The sequence below is a fragment of the Clostridioides sp. ES-S-0010-02 genome, from assembly GCA_020641055.1.
In the GTDB taxonomy this organism is placed as follows: domain Bacteria; phylum Bacillota; class Clostridia; order Peptostreptococcales; family Peptostreptococcaceae; genus Clostridioides.
Genome location: CP067345.1, coordinates 170,050 through 195,516, shown reverse-complemented (window position 1 = coordinate 195,516; position 25,467 = coordinate 170,050). Strand labels below are relative to the sequence as shown.

Here is a 25,467-nt window from a genome sequence, read left to right as displayed (position 1 = left end):
TTATAATTCCTCCTAATTTATAAATTTTTATTTAAATTTCTTTAACGCATTTTCATACGTCATAGATGATTCCTCTGGTATAACCTGTAGAACTATTTCAACCCCATTTTCATTAAGTTCATTTAGTTGTTCTACATCTTCATTTCCTAATGAAACAGCTGTAAATACCATCTTCTTTCCTGCTTCATTTGGAATACCTCCTAATTGAATCTTTTCATATTTAAGACCTGCCTTATACGCCTTATTTGCCATATCAACGTTCTTAAATAGAATAAATATATTTTTATCTCCTAAAGTATTGTTTTGGAATGCTTGCCCTGCATCTTCTACTGTTAAAATAGCCACTTCTACTCCTGATGGTGCTGCCATCCTATATACGTCAGCCATAAATTCATCTTGACCTAAGAAGTCATCAACTATTACTATTTTTTGAGCTTGAGCGATTTTCACCCATTTTGTTATAACTTGTCCATGAATTAATCTATGATCTACTCTTACTAATGTTATTTTTGCCATTATATCCACCTCATAATTTATATTTTTTTAAATTCTTTAATTAAATCCACACAAAGGCTATTATTTTTTCTGACGATTCTTTCTGGTAATGTATGTACTTTATCTTCTTTGCTTAATTCTTCATCTACGATTAAAATTGTCTGTAAGCTAAGTCCATTTATTGCATCTATCCCTCTTCTTATAGCAACAGCTATTGCAACATTTGATGTAGATCCCCCATACAGATCTGATATTATAATTTTCACATCCTCTTTATCTACTATTTCTTCAACCTCTTTCATAAATACAGAAACATCTTTTTCAGGGCTTAGTGATAAAACTTCGTATTGATTTGACAATCCAAAGTTTTTATTTGCTTCTTCTACTAATACTTTTCCCCAAGTTCCATGGCAGAGTATGATTGCCTTATATTTATTCATTGCTAAACAAACTCTCCTTTATAGCGATTAATAATGTGATTTAACTCTACTTCGTCCTCGTCAGGTACCATTTGAATTGATACATTAATATTTTTTTTAATAAATTCATCTATTAAAAGAAATTCTTTTTTATTAATATATACACTTTGAGATATTTTCTTTTTTCCTATCCCTGTAGGTATTCTTCCAATAATAAGTTTTTTAATATCAATTCCTTCTTCTTTCATTCTATTTGCAGTATCTAAGTTTTTAATTAATACAAAAACGTTATCATCAGCTTGGTTATTATAAAAATACCTCCTTGATTCACTTACAGTTAATATTGATAAATCAATATTCTTTGGTGCTGCCATTTTTATCAAACCTTTAGCAATAACATCATTGGTTGTTTCATCATCTACTACTACTATTTTTTTAACACCTAGATGCTTAACCCATTTATATATCACTTGACCATGTATTAATCTATCATCACATCTGCAATATTTTACTAAAGACATTTTTAATCGAACTCCTTTTTCTATTACATTGAGCCAAGAACTTTATTAATATGGTTTATACCAGTTTTCCCCGCTTCAATACATGTCTCTGCTAACTCTTCTAAACTTTTTCCATCTCTATTAATTAAAGCTTCAAGTAGCATTGGAAGATTTACTCCAGTAAGTGCATGAAACTTTCCACCTTTTTTAAGGTTTAAACTTGCAACATTACTTGGTGAACCTCCTAATAGGTCAGCTAATACTAAAACTCCGTCACCTTCATCTAATTCATTTAACTTTTCTACAAAATTTCTATTTAAGTCTTCAATATTATCATTCCTATTTAGTTTAATTGCTGCTGTTCTTTCTGCTGGTCCTGCAATAAGTTCACAGCTTTTTATAACTTCTTCACTAAAATTCCCATGAGTCATAACTATTATCCCAATCACCAATCTCACCTCACTTTTCTTGTCACTTTTTATATAAGCAATTGTTGTGCCAACTTATGTGTATCAATAACAAATGGCTATTTTACAGGATTTAATCAAATCTTTTTACTTAATTTATAAAAAAAACTCACTTTTTCAATATGTATCAAAATCTTTTTCAAACCTGTATCAAATCTGTATCAAAAATAGGTAAAAAAAAGATAGCCTTTTGGCTATATTTAAATTTTGTATCAACTTTTGAATTTATCTGTATCATACTGTGATTCAAATATATCTAATATATTTGCATATTCCATATCTGAAATAATTATATCGAATGTCTCTTCTACAAGCTTAAAGCTTTCTTTTATAACTAAATATAATTCTTTACTTCTACTAATTCTTTCTTCATATAATTTATAAACTAAAGACTCTTTTATTATTACTCTTTCAATCATACATGAACAATGAAATATAAACTTTACTAAAAGCTCATCTTGAATTACTAAAGAATAATGTTCGCTAATTCTATTAATTACTTCTTTTAATATAAAATAAGCCTTTTCCCCATTTAAAAAAGTCAAAGTTTTACTAATATTATCAATTAGTAATCTATCAAAATATCTACCACCATTATCTTTTTCAGCATACATAATTTCCATATCTCCATAATGTTTCTTTATAGATTCTATAATATTAAAATATAATTTCTCTAATGTCATTTCCGGAGTTAAGGCCTTTCTAGTTGCTTCTATTACAATAGGTGTACTTACCATATCTATTGCTTTTACTTCTTTTCCAGTAGCATCATGAATAACTTTAGCAAATGTTAAAATAGATCCCATATCAGTTAGAATTAAAATTCCCTTTCCTTTGTCAATTTCATTGGCTATTTCTACAGCTTGGACTAAAATATCCTGAACTCTATCTTCTAATCCCATATTGATTGCCACCGCATGGTTACAATCCAGTAAAGTATTAGCTACATTCACCATGCTAGATGCCGTAGATTCACCATGCATTATAACTAATATTGCTATACTCTCCTCATTTAATCCCACATAAGATAAATAAAGAAACGTTGCTAAAAAAATTGCTTCATCTTCTGGAAACTCAACTCCATACATTAACGACATGTTAGATAATATTTCTTTTGCTATGTTATATTCATATGCTCTTTCCTTCATAATCTCATCTTTATTAGGATGCTTTACTATGTTCCCAATCTTTATTCTTTCAATTAAATTCTGAATATGTAAGGCTATAGCTTTTATTAATTTATCTAATCCTTCTCTTTTGCTCCATTTATCATGCTTTTGTAAAATATACTTCACAGTAGTTGCAATTGAATCATTAACAATATTGTTATAAGCTGTTTGATTACTACTATTATATATAAAAGTATTCATTAAATTATAGGAATACTTCTGTATATCTTCATCTATAACGCTTCTAATTTGTGACTCTTTAATCCCTTCCTGTTGAAGTTTATTCCAAGTTTCTTTTATCATTCCATAGAAATCTAAATCATATTTTTTATTTTCTATTAATAAATTTTCACTTTCAAAATTCTTTTCTTCTGGTAAAAAAATAATATCATCTTTCCCAATAAAACTGAAGTTTTGTACAAACTCCTCTTTTCTATTATTTCCATATAATGATTCTCTAATATTGTTTGGTAGAAGAGAGAGTCTTACATATACACATTCTCTTTTATAGGTCATATAATCTAAAAAAGCTCTTGCACAAATTAATTGTATGTCGCTTTTTAATTGTCCTATATTTCCCTTACACTTATATAAAATAAATGCCTTAATAACTTCTTTTGAAACCTTTAACTTAACACCAATCCTAATACTTTCTTCTTTAAAAAAATAACATATAAGCTTCATTCTCTCTTGAAAGCCTCTTTCCTCTAAAGACGGAATCTTTATAGTTACAGGTATTCTTCTTAAAAACGTTTCCAACATTGCTATCTCTGGATCTTCTGTAGTAGCTGCAATTATCATAACTCTACACTCATGTACCTTATTAGCCTCTCCTAATCTTCTATATATACCTTTATCCATAAGCAGAAATAACATTTCTTGTCCCTCTGCAGATAGTCGATGAACTTCATCTAAAAACAATATTCCATTATTAGCTTCATGTACAATACCATATTTATCTTTATCAGCTCCAGTAAATGCTCCTTTTACATATCCAAAAAGCTGTGCTAATAATAATTGCTGATTATCAGAATAATCAGCACAGTTAAATATGATAAATGGTGCATTATCACTATCTTCTTTTATAGTTAAACTATACTTATACATATATTCTGCAAATATAGATTTACCAACTCCTGTAGGTCCTATTATTAATGTACTCAACCCCTTAGGTGGATATATTACTGCTGCTTTAGCTTGCTCTATCTGGGACTTTAAACTTCCGTCACATCCTACTAAATTAAAAATATTGTTCTCTTTTTTTATACCCTCTACAATATACTCATCTTTGATAGAATCATTTTCACTATATTCGTTTATAGAGTTAATATTATCAAATATCCCTGTATTTAGTTTCTTTCCTAAAATACTCTCAATACGTTCTTTATATAAGTACTGAACAGGTTTTCCCTTTATCTTTATAATGATATTTTCCTTTATTAATTGATTTAATTCCTTACTAGCATTACTTCTATTTATACCTACTTCAGTAGCAATATGTTCTGCATCAAATCCAAATCTAATGCCATTATTAAGGTTCAAGTGTTCTTCTGTTAATCTTTTCAAGCAAATTAAAACTTTTTCTTTCCTTGATAGCTTCTTTTGTGTCATAGTTAACCTCCCCTACAAGCAGTAATACTGTTAAATATTTATTATTAAGCTTAATTCTACAATATTTCAATATTTTTGTCTAATTGTGTAGCTATTGATTTTCTTTCCTGTTCATTTTATAATATAAATTACGTTACCCTCATCTTTTATAGAGGAGGAATTTATATGAATTTTTTATCAGATTTACACACCCACTCTATAGTCAGTGGTCATGGCTATAGCACTTTGTTAGAAAATATTAATTATTGTAAAGAAAATGGAATTAAGATACTAGGTACATCTGAACATGGTCCTAAGATGCCTGGTTCTCCCCACAAATGGTACTTTCACAACATTCAAAATATCCCAAGAATCATAAATAACATTATAATCTTAAGAGGATGTGAAGCAAATACACTAGACACTGAAGGAAACATAGATTTAGAACCCTTTGTCATTTCTCGATTAGATTATCTTATTTTGTCATTTCATGAAGCCGTTTTTTCACCAAATACATTAGAGAATAATACTAAAGCCTTAATAAATGCAATAAATAAGCATGATAATATTGAAATATTAGGCCACCTTGGAAACCCAAACTACCCAATCGACTATGAATTAATCATTAAATTAGCCATGGAAAAGAGTATCTTAATAGAAATAAATAATTGTTCTATCAAAGGAGTGTCAAGAAATGGTAGCTCAGATAATTGTAAGTATATTGCTACACTTTGCAAAAAATATGGTGCTAAAATCATACTAACTTCAGATGCTCACATTTGTTTTGATATAGGTAATTATGAGTATTCTGAGAATATCTTAAAAGAAATTAATTTTCCAGATGAGTTAATAATGAATTATCCTAAAAAACTTATTAATCATTTTCACCAAAAAGGTAAATTACTAGATGTTGATTATACAAATATTTAAGTAATAATACATGCTTGCTTTAACTCTTATAAAAATTAGAGTATTATCCTATTTAAAATGCCAATCTCATATTAACTACAAATAGACTATAATTTACGTATTTGTCTACTTTTTATATATTTACTTTTCAAATTTACACAATTTATTCCAAGTAAATACAAAAAGGATGGGTTACCTTGTTATTTAGGCAGCCCATCCTTCATTAAGTATATTATCACATCATCATTTATTTATATCTCTATGCTATCTATTTCTCTTTTCTTATTCATTATTACCTTTGAAACACTACTCCATTATAAATCCAACAGAGCATATATTTTGCTACAATTTTATAAAATAATATTAAATTAGAGTTAATTGTTCATTGTTACTTGTTTCGTCAATATCTTGTTCTCTAAATAAATCATGTCCAGGTAAAATAGCTAAGTCATCTTCACACAATTCCTTAGCTTTTTTACTATTAATTTATTCTAGCTGTTATAAATCCAGCATAATCATCTTTTAATGCGTACTCATAGCTTTCTTAATCTATGAAGTTACTACTTAACACATCTTTTAAGTTATCACCTAAATTATTTTTAATTATTTTGAAATAATCACTAGGTACTTTATTTGATATAGTTCTACTGTTATTTAGATTAATTATACATATATTTCCATTACAGTTAATTTAATTTTTATTAAACCCTTTATTTTTCAAATAATCTTCTGGGAAAATGTGATGATATTCATTTTTATTGACTATAGACAGTACTGACTGTGTATTTATTGGAGCTCCGTCCAGTAAGCTTCTAAGGTTGTTCCTAGAAAGAATAAGAGCATATGTTTTACTTAATACATTTCTTAATGCAAATGAAATATGTTAACTGTAATGAATAAGGCAAATATCCATGACTAGTTAAAGGTAGTTCTGTTGTTATAAAGTCTACAGCATGTAAATATGCTTTCTTGCATTTCTCCGCAATATTTTTTAATTCCTCTGATGATAAATTTCTTAATTTATTCATTTCTTCTTTAGTTACACCTAAACCGAAACAAGATGCTAAGTTTCTTAAAATTTCAACTTCAGCCACGTTTTCAAAGTTTTTTTCTTCTAAATCAGACCTCACCTAATTTATTCTATACTTCATTATTTAATCCCTCTTTATCTACTTATTTATCTATATTTTAATCAATTTCGATACTTTACTAAATCTAATCTGATAATTTATATCAAAATACTATATATTATTTGTACTTTAACTTATTATATGCCTGTAAAATAAAAGTAGCCTTAACCAACTTATTTCAGTGGTTAAGACTAACGTGCTCCCTTACTTATGATATGGTTCTCCGTAACGTACTCTACAGAGCACGTTTTTATTTTAATATTAGTTTTCCTCTGCCATTCTCACATATTCCTACCCAAATTAGAATATTGACTATTGGTGTGATTCTTCTAAACACACTCTCTCCTATGGATTTATCATATACTTCTTTTGCAACATATCCTTCTATTGAATTTATGGGTAATTTTCCTTCTCCTAACTTGAATCCCATAGCATCTCCTTTTAATGCAGTTCCACCATTGTTTTCTAATAGTTCTATTGTTTTCTCAAATACTTTCCATTCTAATAATGCTTCTTTATCTAAATTATCAACTAATACTCCATCTTCTTTTAGTATTACGTTAAAGTATCTATTTCCTTTTAATAGCTTTATTTTTGCAATTCCTCCATTATTCTTAAGCTTTTCTTTTATTTTACTTGTTACATACATTCACTCACTCCCCCATTATCTTAGCCTATATTATAGTTATCTTACTATTTTTAAAGTAGAAAATTAGTTTACTTATTTGTTAACTTACATTTTATATTGTGAAAATAATACCTCTTTTAATATTCATAATATAATGGTTTTACTATTTATAAATTGAAATTTTTAAATATTTTTTAAAATGATAACGTTATATGTTAACTTTAGTTCTACATTCGATTTTATCAAGTTCTAAAAAATCTATTAGTTTTTGTGGAAATAAATCTTCTTTAAATTCTTTAATATCATTAATAGTTTTCCATATACCTATACTATCTTTATCATTACTATTATATCCTATTACACACTCTAACTTAGGTATATTGAAATGAATTTGATCTATACCAGCTTCATTTATTAATTGCCAATTAGTTGTTAGCATTCCTTTTTTAGTTGTTTCACTTCTTTCTTCACCTTTAATATTTTTAGATACTAATGTCTTTATTTCCTCTAAGTAAAGTTTACTTTCTTTATATTCCTCTTCGGTATAAAGCTTAGCTAATTTATTTACAACATCCGATTCAAAATCAAAATCATTTATGGCAAAATACTCTATACCAAGGTGCTTACATAACTTTATTAAAACTAAGGCTGTTATTTTTCCATGATGAGGTATGATTGATATATTATTAAAATTTAAATATGTATCCGCAAATTTTATATCACCAGTTTTATCTAAAATCTTATTTCTAATAGCTTCTTTGTAAACCATCATATCATTTGGCCCCTCTACTAAAATAACTTTTCGACTAAATATTATCTTGTTTAAATTTGGTTCAATTATCTTTATGTAATCATTATAATCCTTTATTTTATCTACAAGTTCATTGCTTTCACATAAAAAATCTTCTTTAGCTTTATTGTACTTAATTTCTGTTTGTTTAAGTTCTTCATCAAACTCAACTCTTATTAGGCCTTTTGTGTCAAATATATCTATCATTTTGTCAGAATGTGTTGTGTATATTACCTGATGACCATTTTCCGCAAGTCCACATAACACAGCCTTATAAAAATATTCTTGATGATTTTCATGAAGGAAACTTTCAGGTTCTTCAAATATAAATAAACACCTGTCTCCTTCATTTTCTTCTGCAATAGCCTGAATTACCGCCATTACAAACATTGATATGTATCCATCCCCAAAATGATCAATTGGTACTAAGTTTTCTAAATCTCCATTTAAACCAATTTTAAACATCATTTCTAAAAAAATGTCTTCATATTCCGGCAAACCAAACTCGATATTACAATTATTATCTCGTAAATTTCTAGAGTAATTTTCTTGTATTTTATTTAAAAATTTATGCAGATTAGAGTCTTCAATAACATTTTCTGTTGATTTTTTTATATCATCTTTAAAGTTTACTTTCTTTCCTAGCATCTCTTTATCTGAATCAACTATATTTTTTATATGTTTTGCTAAGAATGAAGTAACATTTCCCCAACTAGTTTTCTTTGTTGATATCTCTTTTTTTATCTCATGAAAATTAACATAAAAGATTTTATAATATTTATTAGCCCCAAAAGCTTCATAATTTTTATCGTTTCGCTCCATATTTTTATATGACTCTATTTTAGCACTTTCAATCTCATATCCATCTAATTTAATATTAAGAAAATGATACCCTGTTAGGTCTGCATATTTACCATCCTTTTTAACTTCTTTAGATGCAGTTATTCCTGTAAATATATTAGGTATATTATTTATATCTCTATTATGAAAATCATCTAATTTAAATGTATCTTTAGTTACATACTTTTCAGTAATACCAAATAATATTGAATTTAATAAATTAGTTTTACCAGAATTATTATATCCTACTATAGCTACTGGTTTATTATACTGTTCATCAGGAAATACAATTACTTTCTCATCTCTAAATGATCTATAATTTTTTATCGATATGCCGTTAATATGAATTGTACTCATAGGATCCCCCTTAATAATATTAATTTTACTCTTTATTATGTATTTAATTATACTATTTAAATTTAGATAATTAAATACATAATAAAGAGGTATATCTAAGTTTAGATATACCTATGTAGCACAATTATAATTATGGTCTATTATCAAAATAGTAAAGTTATAGCTCCCTTACTTGTGATACGGTTCTCCATTATTTATCCTATAAGCCCTATAAATCTGCTCTAACAATATCAACCTCATCATCTGATGAGGAAAAGTCATCCTAGAAAAAGATAATCTATAATCAGCCCTATCCAAAACATCATCAGAAAGCCCTAAAGAACCTCCAATTATAAAACAAAGACTACTGTTACCTCTAACTGCTAAATCGCTCATAGTCTTAGCCAGTTCTTCAGAAGACAAATTCTTTCCATCAATAGCAAGAGCTATAACATAGCTGTTATGCTTTATCTTACCTAAAATCTTCTTTCCCTCTTTATCTTTTATAATTTCCATTTCCTTAGCACTTAAATTTTCGGGAGCTTTTTCATCATCTAACTCTATAATTTCCAACTTGCAATACTTAGAAAGCCTCTTTCTAAATTCATCAATACCTAACTTTAAATATTTTTCTTTAATTTTACCTACTACAACTATACTTATATTCATATACTTCTCCTAAACTTAATCTTATTACAAATTTATATACTAATATGACTTACAAACTATTAGTAAGACTATTTAGCAAGTTCTCGATTTGCATAATCTATAAACTCCTCAAAAGGTATAGCTTTACTATAATAATATCCTTGATATATTTCACATCCTAAGTCATACAACTTATCTCTCTGATTTAAATTTTCAACATACTCCACGATTATATCAAAATCTAGGTTTTTTGAAAGATTTACAATAGACATTATGATTTCACTACTTCTTTTGTTTGTAAGTATCTCTTTAACAAGTGAACCATCTAACTTAACTATATCAAAATTATTATTTTGGAGGTATACAAGGGAACTGTGTCCCATTCCAAAATCATCCATAATAAGCTTTATACCCAAATCATGTATTGCATTTATTCGATCTATAATTATCTGAGAACCTGACAATGCAACCTGCTCTGTGATTTCTATACCAAGCATATTAGGGTTGATATTATTATTCTCAATTATATTTTTTATTTGCTCTGGTAAATTAGGAGCATTAAGTTGGTCTGGAGATATATTTACAGAAAATTTAATAGGATTTATTAATAAGTTTTCACTTTTCTTTAAATCAACACATGCTTTATTAATAATATACTCTCCAAGTTCATCTAAAAAACCTTCTTCTTTAGCTAAAAGTATAACAAGTGGCGGATAAATAAATCCACCTATTGAATGCCTCCACCTAAGTAACCCCTCTGCTCCTACAATATTCCCATCATAATTAACTTGTGGTTGATAAAAAATCTCTATATCTTCTTTTTTCATAGCAAACTTTAAATCTGATGCTAGCATTTTTGATATTGAACCTATTTTTCCACTATGATTTAAAATATTTGGTTGTTCTCCTGTTAATTCGCATTTTTTTACTAAATTTGTTAAATTTTCTATATTATTTTTAAACATGTAAATATATCTATTTTGTGACATCTTTATAAATGGAATATAAATCATAACTCCTACACACAAATTAAACAATTGCAACAAACTTCCTCTTATTGAATCTGTAGCCATATATCCACTTAAAAATATAGGTGATGTCCATTCTACTGCAGAAACTGTACAAGGTACAATACCTGTAGACATAGCTACATAACTTGTAATTGTTAGAATCATAGGTGTAATTATAAATGGTATAAACATGATGTAGTTAAAAACAATTGGAATCCCAAAAACTAGCATCTCATTTATATTAAAAAGAGCTGGTATTGAAGCAATTTTAGCCAGCTTTCTTACATTTATACGTTTCTCACTAAGAAAAATGGCAATTACTAAACACAACAAAGCTCCACATCCACCAAATAAAACCATTGTATCAAAAAAAGTCTTAGTAAAAATTTCTGTTGGTAATTGATTATTATTAACTAAATTTATGTTAATTGCCATCCCATTTTCAAATAAATTTTTTGCAACTGTGTCAAGTACATTACTTCCATGAATACCAAAGAACCACATAAAATGCATTAGAAATATAAATAGCAAAGCACTCATAAGGTTTCTTCCCATACTATTAAATATATTTGAAAATAAATTATAAAATATATCTTGAAAATTTGAACTTCCAATTAGATTTATTACTATTACACGCAAAATAGAAAATAAAAATACTACAGTTATAAATGGAATTATAGCTGAAACCACCATATTAAAATCAGCATCAGCCCCCTCTGTATGAAACTTTACACTTGTTATAAAAGACTCTGTGAGCTTTACAAATAACATAGAAGACGTTATGGAAACAATAATAGCTGTAAACAACCACTTTGTTTTAAATATCTCCACATAAGAATCTATTTCACTACCATGTGAAAATACTAAAAAAGAGCACATTGCAACTATAGGAACAAGTACTGTATACTTGCTCCCATAGATTTTTCCATAGCTATAACTTATTGTCAACAATATTATTAATGAGATAATTCCTAAGGTAGAATCATTTATAAATGTAAGCATATTTAAAATCTCACCATTAAATAAACTTGCTATATATTCTTGATAAATTTTTATTGGAAGATTCAAAATAACAAGTGCAATTGAACCAGTCATAATAGCAGGTATTGCTAAAATCATCCCTTGCTTTATAGAATATAAGATTTTATTATCCTCAACATTTTCGAAATTTCTTTTTAGCAAAGTTATTCACCTCTACTTCATCTTATAAACATTAGAAACATCATTGCGTGATAATACATCTAGTTTTACATCTTGCCCAACTACTATATCGTTTGATGCTAATACTCCCTTTGAAGTTTCATATGCCAATTCTGGAAAATTATTTTCTTTACTTAAATGTGCTAACAATATAGATTCTGTACCTTTATCAATAAGTTCAACACAGAAATTTGCTGCATCTTCATTAGATAAATGTCCTGTATCTGACATTACTCTTTTCTTTAAAGCATATGTATATGAACCCATCATAAGCATATTAGGGTCATAATTTGATTCTAATACCACTAATTTAGATTTATATAGATGTTTTTTTATATTTTCAGTTATACATCCTATATCAGTAGCTATAGACATTTTTTCATCGTTTTCTGTATAGAAATTATATCCAACTGGGTCAGCTGCATCATGTTCTATTGAAAAAGGTCTTACTATAACATCTCCTAATGAATAAGTTTTATCATTTTCAAAGACCTTCATATTTTTGTCCTTAATATCACCAAGCTTGTCTTTCATAGAACACCATGTCTTTATATTAGCAAACACTGGTATGTCAAACTTTCTTGACAATATACCTGCCCCTTTTATATGGTCAATATGCTCATGAGTTATAAATATCCCTTTTAATTTATCTGAATCTACTCCAATGTCTTTAAGACCTGTAGTTATTCTCTTTCCACTTAATCCTGCATCTACCAGTATATTAGTATTTTTATATCCTATATAGTGGCAATTTCCACTACTACCACTTCCCACTGAACAATACTTTAGCATTATTTCACCTCTTTTTCTGCCTTATAAATTATATTATACCAAAAAAACAGAGTATTAAATAAAATTTAATACTCTGTACGAAATTTACTTGTATTCACTTATAATCTTATTTATATCTACCCCTTTACTGTTCCATAACTCTACAAAAGCTCTTCCATTGGCATTTTTATGTTTGTATTTATTGTAATATTCATTTAGTGTTTCAAAGAATACCTTATCTCCAACTTCTTTTCTTACTTCATTAAAAGCTGTTGCTCCTTTTGTATAAACATTTAAACTGTATTCAGTAGAATTTTTATACTCATTTGATGGTTTAAATATGTTTTCACTCAAATAACTCTTTGTTTGTATTTGCATAGTTTTTATAAGTTTATTTGCCATTTCTTTTCCATATTTTTGTTCAAAATAAACTATTGTAGAATATTCAGTAAGTGCTTCGTCTAACCAAGGTTCACTTATTTCATCATTTCCAACAGCAGAATACCACCATTGATGTGCTGTTTCATGTGCTATAACATACTCAAGTAAAAACTCATTTTTTTCATTATATAAGCTTTGGTCTATCATAACAAGCATTGGATATTCCATTCCACCTATAAAGAAATCACTTGCTACAACAGAATATTCTTTATATGGGTATTTGCCAAACAACTCACTAAATATATTTATTGAATCTTTTGCAATCTCTGTTGCTCTGCTAGAAAGTTTCTTATTTAAATTGTATGTACTAATAGCTACACCTTTTGAATCAACTTTATTTACATCAAATTTACTACTTAATATAAATGCAAAATCCCTAACGTTTTCAGCTTCTATCTCATACAACATTTTCTTGTTATCATGTTTGTCATTAACAAGTTTACCTGTATGAGCAATCTTATACTTATTTGGAATCAATAGTTTCACATGAAAATCACTAGTTTCACTATAAAATGGGTCCCCAATAGTTTCATAACTCTTTAGATTCCATCCTCTTTCATCATTAACACAAGCTATAGGAAACCAATTAGTAATATTTATAGTGTTTTCTCCATATCCAAATCTTCCCACTGAGTTTGGTATTTTTACGTTATATTTTATATCCAGAGATATCTTTTCATTTGGCTTTAACTCTTTCCCCAATTCTATTTCTAGTATATCATTTTTATCTCCTTTGATTTTATATTCCATTTTACTGCTATTATTTAGTATGTTTTTTATATCTATATATCCTTCATTGAATCCATTAGGATAAGCTCTTGTCATCTCATCTTTTTCAAAAGGAGCAAATTCTTTTTTAGAAAAAGCATTCGGATATATATGGAAATATATTTTATCCATGTTTGATTTTGTCTTATTTATGTACTCAACACTCTGATTGCACATTAACCTCTTAGTTTCATCATCAAATATAACATCCATATTATATTGATTTATCTTTGAATTAGATTTTTCTTTGTACGTTTCTAAACTGTCATCCTTTTCTATGAAGCAACCTATTATTAGTACCATAAATAAAATTGCTACTGATAATGTTCTTCTTACTTTTTGGTTGAATTTTATAACCAAAATATCTCCTCCTTTTTAAAATGAATACTTTTAGAAAATATTTACATGCTAATCTTATGACCTTTTATTTGTTTACAACCAAATGTAATACAAAAAATGATATAATTTAATCTGAGGTGATAAAATGTTTTTCAAAGAAAGCAATGAAATAGATTTAGGTGAAATCACTATTCCCAATATCTTTATAGATATATTTATGCCAATGGCGGACGGGTTATACGTAAAAGTTTATCTTTTAGGCTATAGACAGGCTTGTGATATTACTTCTAATCCTAAGTTTGACAATAGCTCAATAGCCAAGAACCTAAATATACCTTTGTCTGATGTACTATCTGCTTGGAAATTCTGGGAAGAAAAAAAGATTATAAAAATACATGATAATGGAGAATATGATAATTTTAATTATTCAATAGAATTTTTAGATTTAAAAAATTTCTATATCGAAAATATATTAGGTAATAATTCATCTGTAAAATCTAATACAGATAAAGTTGTATCTACTTCTGAAAATCCAAGTATTAGAAAGATGTTCAATTCTATAAATAAAATAGTTGGTCGATATCTTGACCCAAGTGAAAAAATAAGTATTATGGATATAATGAATAAATACAACATGGGCCCTGATATGATACTTTGTGCTTATGAATATGTTAAAGATAAAACTGGTACATCTAAACCAGTTAAATACATCGAAGGCATTATTAGAAACTGGTATGATTCAAATTTATATACCCCAAAAGATGTTGAAGACAGCTTCTTGATTAGAAGTGAACGATATATTTTATATAAAACTATTTTCAATGAATTGGGATTTTCAAGACAAGCAACGAAATCAGAAAAAGAACTCATGGATGCTTGGTTTGATAAATTTGACATGGATATGGACTTAATAGTAAATGCATGTTCTAAATCTAAGAATATACCAAACCCAAGTATATCTTATATAAATGGAATAATTAAAAATTGGCACGAAAAAAATATAAAAAATTTAAATGATTTAAAGCAAAAAGAGGAAGAACGTATAGTTAAGGAGAATATTAATAAGAAGCAGATTAATACTACTCAAAACAACAATACTTACAAGAAAACTAAGTTTCATAATTTCAACGAAACATTTACTCAATATACATCTGATGAACTCGATGAAATTATTAAAAAAAGTCAAAAAGAAAAGTTTAAGTAGGTGATTAAATGAATGAAGATAAAATAAGAAAAATACTGGCTAAATATGCCAATAAAAGAGATAAAAATGAGCTACTATTGGAACATAGAAAAAATGAGGTCTATAATAGAATTCCTGAGATAAAATCTATAGATGATGATATTTCTAAAATAGGTCTTAACTTAGCTAAAACAGTTCTTTTAAATCCTAAATCTAAAGATGAAATTGTAAATGAGTCTAAGAAAACTATAGAATCTTTAAAATTGAGAAAAGAAGAACTTTTAGTTAAAAACAGCATATCTCTTGATTACTTAGAAATAAAGTTTCAATGTGACTCTTGTAAAGACAAAGGATTTTTACCTAATGGTGAAAAATGTTCTTGTCTAAAACAAGAAATTGTAAATGAGGCTTATAAAATGTCTAATTTAGATAGAATTTTAAGTCAGGAAAATTTTTCGAATTTTAACTTGAATATATTTTCTCCTAAGAAGAGTCCTGATGGAGAAATATCTCCAAGAGAAAATATGTTAAATAATCTAAGTATCTGCGAAAATTTTGTTCATGACTTTAAGGTAGATAATAGTGAAAACTTATTGTTTTATGGTTCTACTGGACTAGGTAAAACATATATGTGTAACTGTATTGCAAAAGAATTGTTAGACAAAGGTAATGTTGTAATTTATCAAACATCTTTTAGAATTTTAGATATTCTTGAAGACTATAAATTTAGAAGAGACCCAAACAATCAAATAAGTGAAGAAAATTATAAAAACTTGTTTGATTGTGATTTATTAATAATAGATGACCTTGGTACTGAACTTAATAATTCTTTTACTAGTGGAGAAATTTTCAATATTGTAAACACAAGACTTGTTGCTGGTAAAAAGATTATTATATCAACCAACTTAACACCATCTCAAATAGGAAATACTTATACTCAAAGAATTCTATCTAGGATTTTAGATAAGTTTAGAATTTTAGAATTTACTGGAGATGATTTGAGATGGGAGAGATTTAAATAAAGTAGCCCTTAAAAAACATTTTTTTATTTTTAAATAGAGAGGTAAGAACATACTTGCTTCTCTGTTTAAAACTTATACTATATAATCACATTATCCATTCAGTTTTTCTAATTATATTCCTAATATACCTTTTAATATACTAATCATTTATCTAGTTTGTAATTTTATATATATTAATATCATTCTTAATATATTGCATTATTTAAATTTATTATAGTACATTTATAGACTCTGTTTCTAAATATATGATATTGTATAATATTTAAAAATTTAATTATAATTAATTTTTGACGCAATTAAAAAAAAGATACCTAAAAGTATCCTGTAACATAGAAAATTATATTAATTTACATGTATGTATTTTGTGGAGCTGGTGATAGGAATCGAACCTACAACCTGCTGATTACAAGTCAGCTGCTCTACCGTTGAGCCACACCAGCATATATAGTATTTTTCATCTAAAAACTGGTGGGACTAACAGGGCTCGAACCTGTGACCCCCTGCTTGTAAGGCAGGTGCTCTCCCAGCTGAGCTATAGTCCCATATTGGTGACTCGTAGGGGAATTGAACCCCTGTTACCGCCGTGAAAGGGCGGTGTCTTAACCTCTTGACCAACGAGCCATGATTTGGTGATCTATCCGCGACTCGAACGCGGGACACCCTGATTAAAAGTCAGGTGCTCTACCGACTGAGCTAATAGACCACATTTTTTCGACTTTTTTCGTCGTTTCTTTCACTCACAAGTTATATTATAACTGCTGTATAACTTTTAGTCAACAGTTTTTTTTATTTTTTTTAGTACATAATTAAAATAATCCTGAATCATTGATTTTCAACAAAATCATCTAAATAAGACATCTAATTCAAGGGTATAAATTCGACCTTAATTTTATTAAAATATACATAAATAATTTTAACTCAATATAAAAGAGCATCTCTAATAATTGTAAATATTATCTTGAGATACTCTTTTTTTTAATCATTTATAATTTAAATCACTTACTTAAGATACTAAGCAAATATGTTTTTTCTTATTATAGTTTGAGCTCTATTAGGCCCAACAGAAACCATATCTACACTTACTCCAATCAACTCTTCTATTTTAGCAATATATTTCTTTGCATTTTCTGGAAGGTCATCAAAATTGTCTACTTGAGTTATATCTTCATTCCATCCATCTAATTCTTCATATATAGGTTCACATTTTGCTAAATCATCTAAAGAAGCTGGGAAATCTGTTATTATTTTATCGTCCATTTTATAAGATGTACAAACTTTAATTTTGTCAAATCCAGTTAACACATCTAATAACATAAATGAAATACTAGTTAATCCATTAACTCTAGCTGCATATTTTACTATAACAGCATCAAACCACCCGCATCTTCTTGGTCTACCAGTAGTTACTCCAAATTCATGCCCTTGTTCTCTTATCTTATCACCAGTTTCATTTATTTGTTCTGTAACAAATGGACCTTCTCCAACTCTTGTAGTATAAGCTTTTACTATACCAACAACATCCTTTATCATATTTGGTCCTATACCTGCACCAATAGCAAATCCTCCAGATATTGGATGAGAAGATGTAACAAATGGATAAGTTCCTAAGTCTAAGTCTAATAAAGTACCTTGCGCTCCTTCAAATAACACTTTTTTACCTGCTTTTACCGCGTCATATACAATAACTGATGTATCTGCTACATATTTTTTTATTTGTTCTGCGTACCCAATATATTCATTATATATAGCTTCAAAATCAAATAATTCTTCTTTTCCATATATGTTTCTAACTAATTTGTTTTTAGCTTCTATCTGAGCCTTTAATTTTATGGCAAATTTATCTTTATCCATTAAATCACATATTCTGATTCCAGATCTCTCTGTCTTATCCATATAGCAAGGTCCAATACCTTTTTTTGTCGTACCTATCTTTAAATCGCCTCTAGCTTCTTCTGATAATGCATCTAGCTCTTTATGGTATGGGAATATAACATGAGCTCTATCGCTAATTTTTATGTTTTCTGTATTTATATTATCTGCTTTAAACATTTCTAATTCTTCTAAGAATCCTTTAGGGTCAAATACTATTCCATTTCCGATTATGTTCACTGTCTTTGGATTTAAAACTCCAGATGGAATTAAGTGTAATGCATATTTTTTACCTTCAACAACTAATGTATGACCTGCATTATTTCCACCTTGTCCTCTTACTACTACATCTGCTTGAGTAGCAAGATAATCGATAACTTTACCTTTACCTTCATCTCCCCATTGAGAACCAACAATTGCAACTGTTTTCATGTAATTCACCTCTATATTTTATATACTCTCGAACGCTTTACTTATTTATTCTATCAAATATTCGTATTTTTTTCAACTTTTTTAATGTTCTCCAATATTTAACAGATACTCTTCTATTTTTGAAAAGTCATCTATTTTTTTAATTTCTGTGCTATTTTTTATAACTTTTTCTATAAACTTGTCCACGTCTAAAAGTTTTTCTAATTTACATACATTAATTATATTTCCAAAGTTTGTATTAGTCATGTTTATATGATATTGATTGTCCACAATACTAGCATAAACAACAATTGATTCTTTTAAATTATTATCAACTATCCTAAATAAGTTTATTTCATCAAGTACTTTAATTATATTGGGATATATACATTTTAAGCTTATTTTTTCCATATTATTCCTCCTGATAATTAATACTTATACACAGATAAAGCAAGCTAAAAGCTTGCTTTATCTACTTATTCACACTTATCAACAGGCTATCTGTGGATAGTGTGGATAATTTTTTAGCTAAATTTCAAGGTTTAGACATATTTAGTGACATGTATCCACATTTTTCCTGTAGAAAGAAAGGATGTTCTGTGGATATTAGTTAAATTATAGGTCTCTCAACTTATCCCCAAATCTTTGAACCTCACCAAGCCAAACTAGTTCCACAGAACCAGTTTCACCATGTCTATTTTTTGCTATTATTATTTCTCCTATATTTTTACTCTCAGAATCAGCATGATAGTATTCATCTCTATACAAAAACATAACTATATCTGCATCCTGCTCAATTGCTCCAGATTCTCTTAAATCAGATAACATAGGTCTATGGTCTGCTCTTTGCTCTGGGGCACGTGATAACTGAGATAATGCTACTACAGGACAATTTAATTCTTTTGCTAATACTTTTAATGACCTTGATATTTTAGATATTTCTTGTTGTCTACTTTCATTATTACCTTCACCTTCCATAAGTTGAAGATAATCTATAAGCACTAAATCTAGACCTTTTTCTATCTTTAACTTTCTGCACTTTGACCTTAATTCTGATATTTTTATTCCAGGAGTATCATCTATGTGTATTTTTGCATCTGACAGTACTGCCATTGCATCTATAATCCTAGGCCAATCATTATCATTAAGTGTTCCAGTCTTTATCTTTTTCAATTCTACACTAGATTGCGAAGATAGCATACGTTGTACTAACTGTTCTTTTGACATCTCTAAACTAAACACAGCTACAGAAGCATCTCCTTTTAAAGCTGCATTTTGTACTAAATTTAAAGAAAAGGCCGTTTTACCCATTGCAGGTCTTGCCGCAACTAATATTAAATCTGTTCTTTGAAGACCATTTATTTTTTTATTTAAATCTTTAAAACCAGTAGTTATACCAGTTACATCGCTTTTATTTGTATATAATTTTTCTATCATATCATAGGCATCCATCAAAACTAAGTTTATAGATTTAAAATCGTCACTAGTTTTTTCCTGTGATATATCAAATATTCTCTTTTCAGCTTGTTCCAAAACATCTTCAATTTTCGTTGCTCCACTATATCCTAGATTTATTATTTCATTAGATGCTTTTATAAGCTTTCTAAGTACAGACTTTTCTTTTACTATATCAGCATAGTATTTTACATTTGAAGTTGTTGGCACTATTGTAGAAAGACTTGTAATATAACTGATTCCTCCAATATCATTAAGATGCCCTTGTTTTCTTAGCTCTTCTGTCAATGTTATTAAGTCTATAGGCTCACCTTTATTGCTTAAAGTTATCATACATTCATATATTATTTTGTGAGCCTCTTTATAGAAGTCACCAGGCCTTATAGTTTCTGTAACTGTTATTATAGCATCTTTGTCTAGCAGTATAGAACCTAATATTGACTGCTCTGATTCTACACTGTGAGGAGGAATTCTCGTCATGTCTTCCATCTTTATCACCTCTAGTTATTACTGTTTTTCTTTTACATCTACTCTTATTTTAGTAGTTACTTTTTGATGTATTTTTATTTCTACAAATGTTGAACCTAAAGTTCTTATTGGTTCATCTAATAAAATCTTTCTTTTGTCTACATCTATATCTTTTTGTTTCTTCAATTGCTCAGCTATCTCTTTGGCTGTTATTGAACCAAATAATCTTCCACCTTCACCTGATTTTGAATATATTTCTATATTAATTTCTTCCATTTGTTTTCCTAGTAAAACAGCTTCTTCATATTCTTTTTGAGCTTTTATTTCTTTAGATTTATTCTTTTCATTTAATTCCTTGATTGCTACACTATCTGCTTGCACAGCCATTTTCTTAGGAAATAAGAAATTTCTTGCATATCCATCACTTACTTCTTTCATTTCCCCCTTTTTACCAGTTCCTTTTACATCTTTTAATAATATAACTTTCATCTATTCTTCCTCCTCTAAATACTCCTCTATTATTTTATTTACTATCTTGTAAGCTTCTTTTAGAGAAACATTTTTTAACTGTGCACCAGCTATATCTATATGTCCCCCGCCTCCTAATTTTTCCATAAGTACATGTACATTTATTTGCCCCAAAGACCTTGCACTTATAAATATAGTATCATCTTTTTCTCCTAATACAAAGGAGGCTTCTACTTCTTTTATATTTAATAGCTCATCAGCAGTTTGAGCTATTATGACGTTTATACTATCTATTTCTGTACTTGAATATGCTAGACATATTCTATTATTAATTATCTTTGTACTTTGAATTATTTCAGCCTTTATTATAAAATCTTTTACATCAGAATTGAAAAACTTCTTGACTTCTATTGTATCTGCTCCAACTTTTCTAAGGTAAGAAGCAGCTTCAAATGTCCTCACACCTGTTTTAAATGCAAAGTTTTTAGTATCTAAGCTTATTCCTGCTAAAAGACCTTCAGCTGTAAGTTTATTGATTGTTACCTCTTCATCCATATACTGAACTAATTCTGTAACCATTTCACATGTTGAAGATACATATATTTCATGGAATAAAAGCACTGCATCATTTATAAACTCTACACCTCTTCTATGATGGTCTATTACTACTACCTTCTCTGATAACTTTAAGAGTTCTTCACATTCAGTATAATTAGGTCTATGAGTATCAACTACAACAACTAGTGTATTTTTAGTACAGTTATCAATAGCCTCCTCTTTTCCAATAAACAACTTCTTATAATAATTACTTTCATTTATTTTGTTTATAAATATCTCTATAGATTCATTTACAGATTGTAAAACTATATTTGCTGTCTTATTGCAAGATTTACATATATCATAAACCCCAACTGCGGCTCCCATAGCGTCCATGTCAGGATATTTATGACCCATTATATAAACATGATCGCTTTCTTGTATAACCTCTCTCAGAGCATGACCTATAAGTCTAGATTTTACTTTTGTTTTCTTTTCTACAGCCTTAGACTTTCCACCATAAAATACAAACTTATCTTTTGTCTTTACAACAGCTTGGTCTCCTCCTCTACCAAGTGCTAAATCAAGAGCACCTGTAGCAAGTTTTAGGTTCTCATTTAATGTATCTCCATCTATACCAATTCCTATACTTATTGTAACAGGAAGATTATTTCCATAATCAATATGTCTTATTGTATCTAAAATAGAAAACTTCTCAGCTTCCAATTTTTTTAACTCTTTTTTATGCATTACCAAGAAGAATTTATCTTTTGAAGTCCTTCTCAAAGCACCATTTGAATTTAATTCTAAAGCAGAAAGTATTTTTTCTACTTCAACATTAATTAAAGCTCTCTTATCTTCTGCTGCACTTTTTAATACTTCATCATATCCATCTACTTGTATTAACATCATTGCATCTTTTTCATCATCATAATCTTGTTTTACTTGTAAATATTCTGTCTTATCTATCCAGTATAATATCATTAAATATTTAGGATTTTTTTCTTGATCATTTTTTATAACATTATAAACTATTGTATATTCTCTATCCTTATAGTTTATTTCAGTGTACATCTCTTTATTTTCATTTAATACTTTTCTTAAATTAAGATTTTTAACTATATCTTCTATATTTTTATCAAGTAAATCTTTTTGACCAATCATATCATAAAACTTTCCATTATACCATGATATATTTCCATCAAATTCTAGAATACATAGTGGTATTGGAAGATTTATTATAGCTTTCTTAGTTGTTTCATCTATATCTAAAGATAAATTTTGAATATACTCTGTCCATTCATGACGTCTAATATTAGTTGTTCTCCAATTGTGAAAAACCATATATGCAAAAATACAGAAAAATAAACACCCTACATACAAGTTGTAATAAAGCAAAATTATACTAGAAATACCAATAATAATTATATATAAATTTATTTCTGGCATATTTAATTTAAAGGTTTGTTTATTACTCATTTCTATCCTCCTAAGTGGATTTATAACTTCTCACCTTTCTAAAGTCAATTATACTATCTACCATACCAACAAAAGATATTCCCATAAATCCAAATAAACATAAAATTATCCCTGAAAGAAACATAATTTTATTTGGCCCTTGTCTTATCCATTTCTTTAAATAATAAATACAAACTGCTATTCCTTGAATTACAAACATTAAGTTAAAAACTAGCTGTAAATTAGTCATTATTAATTCTGTATATAATTTTGAGCCAATAATTTCAATAAATAAGACTAATAAATAAAGTAAAAAAGTTGTGACTATAGCATTTCCTGGTAAATAAAAGTCAGCAAATTTAGGAAATCTTATATTCAAATTTGTAATCCTTTTGATAAAGAATACGCTTAAATAATATGTTACAAATGCTGATAATAAACCTTGTAAGAATAACATCATTGGTAGCATATTTGTAAAATAACTTACAATTTCATCTGGCTTCATTTTATCAAATACTTTAAGCTCAGTTGCAGAAAAACTATTTTTTTGAATATTTACAATTTCTGTTATCATTTTAGAAACTTCATCTAATAAATTTACATTTAAAAATGTCTTCAATACAAAGAAATACACAACCATTGCAAGCACAAATATTATTGTTCCTCCATATATTGGTTCAAATTTATTACTATCTTCTTGCTCAAAACTTCTCTTTAGCATCTTTCCTATTGCTATGCCTGGCAAAGAATACATTATACATATATTTAATGCATACGAAATGTCTGCAAATAAAACTAGCACACAAAATGTAATCAAAATAGATAAAAAAGAATACTTTTTATCAGTGATGGCACCTATAATTACATATGGGACAGCTGCTAATATGCTAAACATTCCTAGCATTGGAATATAGGCTATTACTAAAGCAATTATTATAGCTAAAACTATTATAGACATGGCTTTAGATAGTCTAATTTTATTATTCAATTTAATATCACTCCCTATTATCCATATGTTTTTTTAAGTTAGATAAATCTCCATACCATCTTTCAACACTATGGTCTTCCTCTATACCAATTTTTATTTTTTCCTTGACTTTATAATCTACGTCTCTAAAACTAATTCCTAATCTCTTTGCTAAGAGATATGTTATCATTATTATATTTGCTAGAGTATCTTGAATTGCCTCATCTAAAGGTTTTACCCCTTTAAATAATAAGTTAAACAAATCACTTACACTCATTAATATTTCTGTTTTCATCCACTCTATTATCTTTATGTTTCTTGTTATCTCAGAACCTTTATCTATTTTCACGTTTGCAACCCTCCTTAATATATAATATTATATCATAAATAATAATATATTTAAGTATATAAACAAAAAAACGAGCGTTATAGCTCGTCTCATTTACTTATATAAATATCTATAATAAAAAATGAGCACAAGGCTCATTTTTTAATCTAATGTATATGGTAAAAGTGCTATATTTCTTGATCTTTTTATAGCAACTGTTAATTCTCTTTGATGCTTAGCACAAGTTCCAGATATTCTTCTTGGTAATATCTTTCCTCTTTCAGTTATATACTTTTGTAATCTCTGAGTACTTTTGTAATCTATTTTAGCGTTTTTGTCAGCACAAAATTGACAAACTCTTTTTTTCTTACGTCTTTTTTTATTCATCATGACTTTTTTCCCTCCTTTTTAAAATGGTATATCGTCATCATCTATAGCTTGGAAACCTTGTGGGTCTAACCCTTGAGGTTCAAAGCTTGGCTCAAAAGCTGGAGCACTCTCTTTATATGAATTTTCCGATTTATTCTTGCTATCTAAAGCTTGTACCGATCTAGTACTTACTTTTGTAAAAGTTCTTTTTTCGCCTGATTGTGTCTGATAATTGTCTACTCTTATCGATCCTTGAAGTGCAACTAATCTACCTTTAGTTATGTAGTTGGCACAAAATTCAGCGGATTTACCCATTACTTCAACAGGTATAAAATCAGTTTCTTTAGATCCATCTTTTTTTACATAGTCTCTATCAATGGCTATTGTAAATGATGCCACTGGTGTTCCTGTACCTGGGATGTATCTTAATTCAGGGTCTTTAGTTAACCTTCCCACTAATACAACTTGATTCATAAAAACAC

General features: G+C 28.0%; 24 protein-coding genes and 4 tRNA genes. 3 read left to right on the top strand and 25 right to left on the bottom strand.

Going from position 1 to position 25,467, the window contains the following annotated elements; genetic code table 11:
* Positions 1 to 27 precede the first annotated feature (27 nt).
* The 5 genes from JJC01_01320 to JJC01_01300 all read right to left on the bottom strand — a co-directional run bounded on the left by JJC01_01320 (position 28) and on the right by JJC01_01300 (position 4,661).
* Positions 28 to 516 carry a PTS sugar transporter subunit IIB gene (locus JJC01_01320; GenBank protein ID UDN58539.1) on the bottom strand — a complete coding sequence of 163 codons (489 nt, stop codon included), beginning with the start codon at positions 514 to 516 and terminating at the stop codon, positions 28 to 30.
* 17 nt (positions 517 to 533) lie between these two features.
* A complete protein-coding gene (locus JJC01_01315; protein ID UDN58538.1) occupies positions 534 to 935 on the bottom strand; it encodes a PTS mannose transporter subunit IIC in 402 nt (133 codons plus the stop codon).
* A gap of 2 nt (positions 936 to 937) precedes the next feature.
* On the bottom strand, positions 938 to 1,435 hold the full coding sequence (locus tag JJC01_01310; protein ID UDN58537.1) for a PTS sugar transporter subunit IIB: 498 nt from the start codon (positions 1,433 to 1,435) through the stop codon (positions 938 to 940).
* A gap of 23 nt (positions 1,436 to 1,458) precedes the next feature.
* Entirely contained in the window at positions 1,459 to 1,863 is a 405-nt protein-coding gene (locus tag JJC01_01305; protein ID UDN58536.1) for a PTS sugar transporter subunit IIA, read from the bottom strand.
* Positions 1,864 to 2,093: 230 nt separating this feature from the next.
* The gene (locus JJC01_01300; GenBank protein ID UDN58535.1) at positions 2,094 to 4,661 is read right to left on the bottom strand and encodes a sigma 54-interacting transcriptional regulator; all 2,568 of its coding nucleotides are present in this window, start codon (positions 4,659 to 4,661) and stop codon (positions 2,094 to 2,096) included.
* Positions 4,662 to 4,826: 165 nt separating this feature from the next.
* Here JJC01_01300 and JJC01_01295 point away from each other — a divergent pair, with 165 nt between their 5' ends.
* Positions 4,827 to 5,570, top strand: coding sequence for a phosphatase (locus JJC01_01295; GenBank protein ID UDN58534.1), 744 nt, complete (start codon positions 4,827 to 4,829; stop codon positions 5,568 to 5,570).
* A gap of 827 nt (positions 5,571 to 6,397) precedes the next feature.
* On the opposite strand, the gene JJC01_01290 is transcribed toward JJC01_01295, so the two are convergent.
* From JJC01_01290 to JJC01_01260, 7 genes are all read right to left on the bottom strand, one after another.
* Entirely contained in the window at positions 6,398 to 6,679 is a 282-nt protein-coding gene (locus JJC01_01290; GenBank protein ID UDN58533.1) for a hypothetical protein, read from the bottom strand.
* A 250-nt stretch (positions 6,680 to 6,929) separates the two neighbouring features.
* Entirely contained in the window at positions 6,930 to 7,328 is a 399-nt protein-coding gene (locus JJC01_01285) for a hypothetical protein (GenBank protein ID UDN58532.1), read from the bottom strand.
* Positions 7,329 to 7,515: 187 nt separating this feature from the next.
* Complete coding sequence (locus JJC01_01280; GenBank protein UDN58531.1) at positions 7,516 to 9,294, bottom strand: AAA family ATPase; 1,779 nt, start codon at positions 9,292 to 9,294, stop codon at positions 7,516 to 7,518.
* A 168-nt stretch (positions 9,295 to 9,462) separates the two neighbouring features.
* The gene (rlmH, locus tag JJC01_01275) at positions 9,463 to 9,942 is read right to left on the bottom strand and encodes a 23S rRNA (pseudouridine(1915)-N(3))-methyltransferase RlmH (protein ID UDN58530.1); all 480 of its coding nucleotides are present in this window, start codon (positions 9,940 to 9,942) and stop codon (positions 9,463 to 9,465) included.
* Positions 9,943 to 10,010: 68 nt separating this feature from the next.
* On the bottom strand, positions 10,011 to 12,113 hold the full coding sequence (locus JJC01_01270) for a PTS sugar transporter subunit IIC/EAL domain-containing protein (protein UDN58529.1): 2,103 nt from the start codon (positions 12,111 to 12,113) through the stop codon (positions 10,011 to 10,013).
* Positions 12,114 to 12,125: 12 nt separating this feature from the next.
* Positions 12,126 to 12,923, bottom strand: coding sequence for an MBL fold metallo-hydrolase (locus JJC01_01265; GenBank protein UDN58528.1), 798 nt, complete (start codon positions 12,921 to 12,923; stop codon positions 12,126 to 12,128).
* 84 nt (positions 12,924 to 13,007) lie between these two features.
* Positions 13,008 to 14,471, bottom strand: a complete 1,464-nt coding sequence (locus JJC01_01260; protein UDN58527.1) for a M1 family metallopeptidase — start codon at positions 14,469 to 14,471, stop codon at positions 13,008 to 13,010.
* Positions 14,472 to 14,595: 124 nt separating this feature from the next.
* On the opposite strand from JJC01_01260, the gene JJC01_01255 reads away from it, so the two are divergent.
* Entirely contained in the window at positions 14,596 to 15,654 is a 1,059-nt protein-coding gene (locus JJC01_01255; GenBank protein ID UDN58526.1) for a DnaD domain protein, read from the top strand.
* A gap of 8 nt (positions 15,655 to 15,662) precedes the next feature.
* Positions 15,663 to 16,655, top strand: a complete 993-nt coding sequence (locus tag JJC01_01250) for an ATP-binding protein (protein ID UDN58525.1) — start codon at positions 15,663 to 15,665, stop codon at positions 16,653 to 16,655.
* 365 nt (positions 16,656 to 17,020) lie between these two features.
* Here JJC01_01250 and JJC01_01245 read toward each other — a convergent pair.
* From JJC01_01245 to ssb, 13 genes are all read right to left on the bottom strand, one after another.
* Positions 17,021 to 17,095 (bottom strand) — tRNA-Thr (locus JJC01_01245).
* A 26-nt stretch (positions 17,096 to 17,121) separates the two neighbouring features.
* Positions 17,122 to 17,197, bottom strand: a tRNA-Val gene (locus tag JJC01_01240).
* A gap of 4 nt (positions 17,198 to 17,201) precedes the next feature.
* Positions 17,202 to 17,276, bottom strand: a tRNA-Glu gene (locus tag JJC01_01235).
* 6 nt (positions 17,277 to 17,282) lie between these two features.
* Positions 17,283 to 17,358, bottom strand: a tRNA-Lys gene (locus JJC01_01230).
* Between the two features lie 308 nt (positions 17,359 to 17,666).
* Entirely contained in the window at positions 17,667 to 18,956 is a 1,290-nt protein-coding gene (locus JJC01_01225; GenBank protein ID UDN58524.1) for an adenylosuccinate synthase, read from the bottom strand.
* 81 nt (positions 18,957 to 19,037) lie between these two features.
* Positions 19,038 to 19,346 (bottom strand): hypothetical protein, encoded by a 309-nt coding sequence (locus tag JJC01_01220; protein UDN58523.1) that lies wholly within the window; start codon positions 19,344 to 19,346, stop codon positions 19,038 to 19,040.
* Between the two features lie 204 nt (positions 19,347 to 19,550).
* Complete coding sequence (gene dnaB / locus JJC01_01215; protein ID UDN58522.1) at positions 19,551 to 20,879, bottom strand: replicative DNA helicase; 1,329 nt, start codon at positions 20,877 to 20,879, stop codon at positions 19,551 to 19,553.
* Between the two features lie 18 nt (positions 20,880 to 20,897).
* Positions 20,898 to 21,347, bottom strand: a complete 450-nt coding sequence (locus JJC01_01210) for a 50S ribosomal protein L9 (protein UDN58521.1) — start codon at positions 21,345 to 21,347, stop codon at positions 20,898 to 20,900.
* Positions 21,348 to 23,342, bottom strand: a complete 1,995-nt coding sequence (locus JJC01_01205) for a DHH family phosphoesterase (protein UDN58520.1) — start codon at positions 23,340 to 23,342, stop codon at positions 21,348 to 21,350. It lies immediately after the preceding gene.
* Positions 23,343 to 23,352: 10 nt separating this feature from the next.
* On the bottom strand, positions 23,353 to 24,309 hold the full coding sequence (locus JJC01_01200) for a YybS family protein (protein UDN58519.1): 957 nt from the start codon (positions 24,307 to 24,309) through the stop codon (positions 23,353 to 23,355).
* A gap of 7 nt (positions 24,310 to 24,316) precedes the next feature.
* On the bottom strand, positions 24,317 to 24,637 hold the full coding sequence (locus JJC01_01195; GenBank protein ID UDN58518.1) for a MazG-like family protein: 321 nt from the start codon (positions 24,635 to 24,637) through the stop codon (positions 24,317 to 24,319).
* A 141-nt stretch (positions 24,638 to 24,778) separates the two neighbouring features.
* Positions 24,779 to 25,006, bottom strand: coding sequence for a 30S ribosomal protein S18 (locus JJC01_01190; GenBank protein ID UDN58517.1), 228 nt, complete (start codon positions 25,004 to 25,006; stop codon positions 24,779 to 24,781).
* A gap of 18 nt (positions 25,007 to 25,024) precedes the next feature.
* Positions 25,025 to 25,459: a single-stranded DNA-binding protein gene (ssb, locus tag JJC01_01185; protein UDN58516.1), complete on the bottom strand. Its 435-nt coding sequence runs from the start codon at positions 25,457 to 25,459 to the stop codon at positions 25,025 to 25,027.
* Between the last annotated feature and the right edge of the window lie 8 nt (positions 25,460 to 25,467).

Excerpts from the sequence above, each read along its gene's own strand:
- JJC01_01300 (UDN58535.1), bottom strand. The coding sequence starts at position 4,661 with ATGACACAAAAGAAGCTATCAAGGAAAGAAAAAGTTTTAATTTGCTTG.
- ssb (UDN58516.1), bottom strand. The coding sequence starts at position 25,459 with ATGAATCAAGTTGTATTAGTGGGAAGGTTAACTAAAGACCCTGAATTA.
- JJC01_01285 (UDN58532.1), bottom strand. The coding sequence starts at position 7,328 with ATGTATGTAACAAGTAAAATAAAAGAAAAGCTTAAGAATAATGGAGGA.
- dnaB (UDN58522.1), bottom strand. The coding sequence starts at position 20,879 with ATGGAAGACATGACGAGAATTCCTCCTCACAGTGTAGAATCAGAGCAG.
- JJC01_01250 (UDN58525.1), top strand. The coding sequence starts at position 15,663 with ATGAATGAAGATAAAATAAGAAAAATACTGGCTAAATATGCCAATAAA.
- rlmH (UDN58530.1), bottom strand. The coding sequence starts at position 9,942 with ATGAATATAAGTATAGTTGTAGTAGGTAAAATTAAAGAAAAATATTTA.
- JJC01_01210 (UDN58521.1), bottom strand. The coding sequence starts at position 21,347 with ATGAAAGTTATATTATTAAAAGATGTAAAAGGAACTGGTAAAAAGGGG.
- JJC01_01265 (UDN58528.1), bottom strand. The coding sequence starts at position 12,923 with ATGCTAAAGTATTGTTCAGTGGGAAGTGGTAGTAGTGGAAATTGCCAC.
- JJC01_01280 (UDN58531.1), bottom strand. The coding sequence starts at position 9,294 with ATGAGTACAATTCATATTAACGGCATATCGATAAAAAATTATAGATCA.
- JJC01_01190 (UDN58517.1), bottom strand. The coding sequence starts at position 25,006 with ATGATGAATAAAAAAAGACGTAAGAAAAAAAGAGTTTGTCAATTTTGT.
- JJC01_01205 (UDN58520.1), bottom strand. The coding sequence starts at position 23,342 with ATGAGTAATAAACAAACCTTTAAATTAAATATGCCAGAAATAAATTTA.
- JJC01_01220 (UDN58523.1), bottom strand. The coding sequence starts at position 19,346 with ATGGAAAAAATAAGCTTAAAATGTATATATCCCAATATAATTAAAGTA.
- JJC01_01310 (UDN58537.1), bottom strand. The coding sequence starts at position 1,435 with ATGTCTTTAGTAAAATATTGCAGATGTGATGATAGATTAATACATGGT.
- JJC01_01315 (UDN58538.1), bottom strand. The coding sequence starts at position 935 with ATGAATAAATATAAGGCAATCATACTCTGCCATGGAACTTGGGGAAAA.
- JJC01_01320 (UDN58539.1), bottom strand. The coding sequence starts at position 516 with ATGGCAAAAATAACATTAGTAAGAGTAGATCATAGATTAATTCATGGA.
- JJC01_01295 (UDN58534.1), top strand. The coding sequence starts at position 4,827 with ATGAATTTTTTATCAGATTTACACACCCACTCTATAGTCAGTGGTCAT.
- JJC01_01255 (UDN58526.1), top strand. The coding sequence starts at position 14,596 with ATGTTTTTCAAAGAAAGCAATGAAATAGATTTAGGTGAAATCACTATT.
- JJC01_01225 (UDN58524.1), bottom strand. The coding sequence starts at position 18,956 with ATGAAAACAGTTGCAATTGTTGGTTCTCAATGGGGAGATGAAGGTAAA.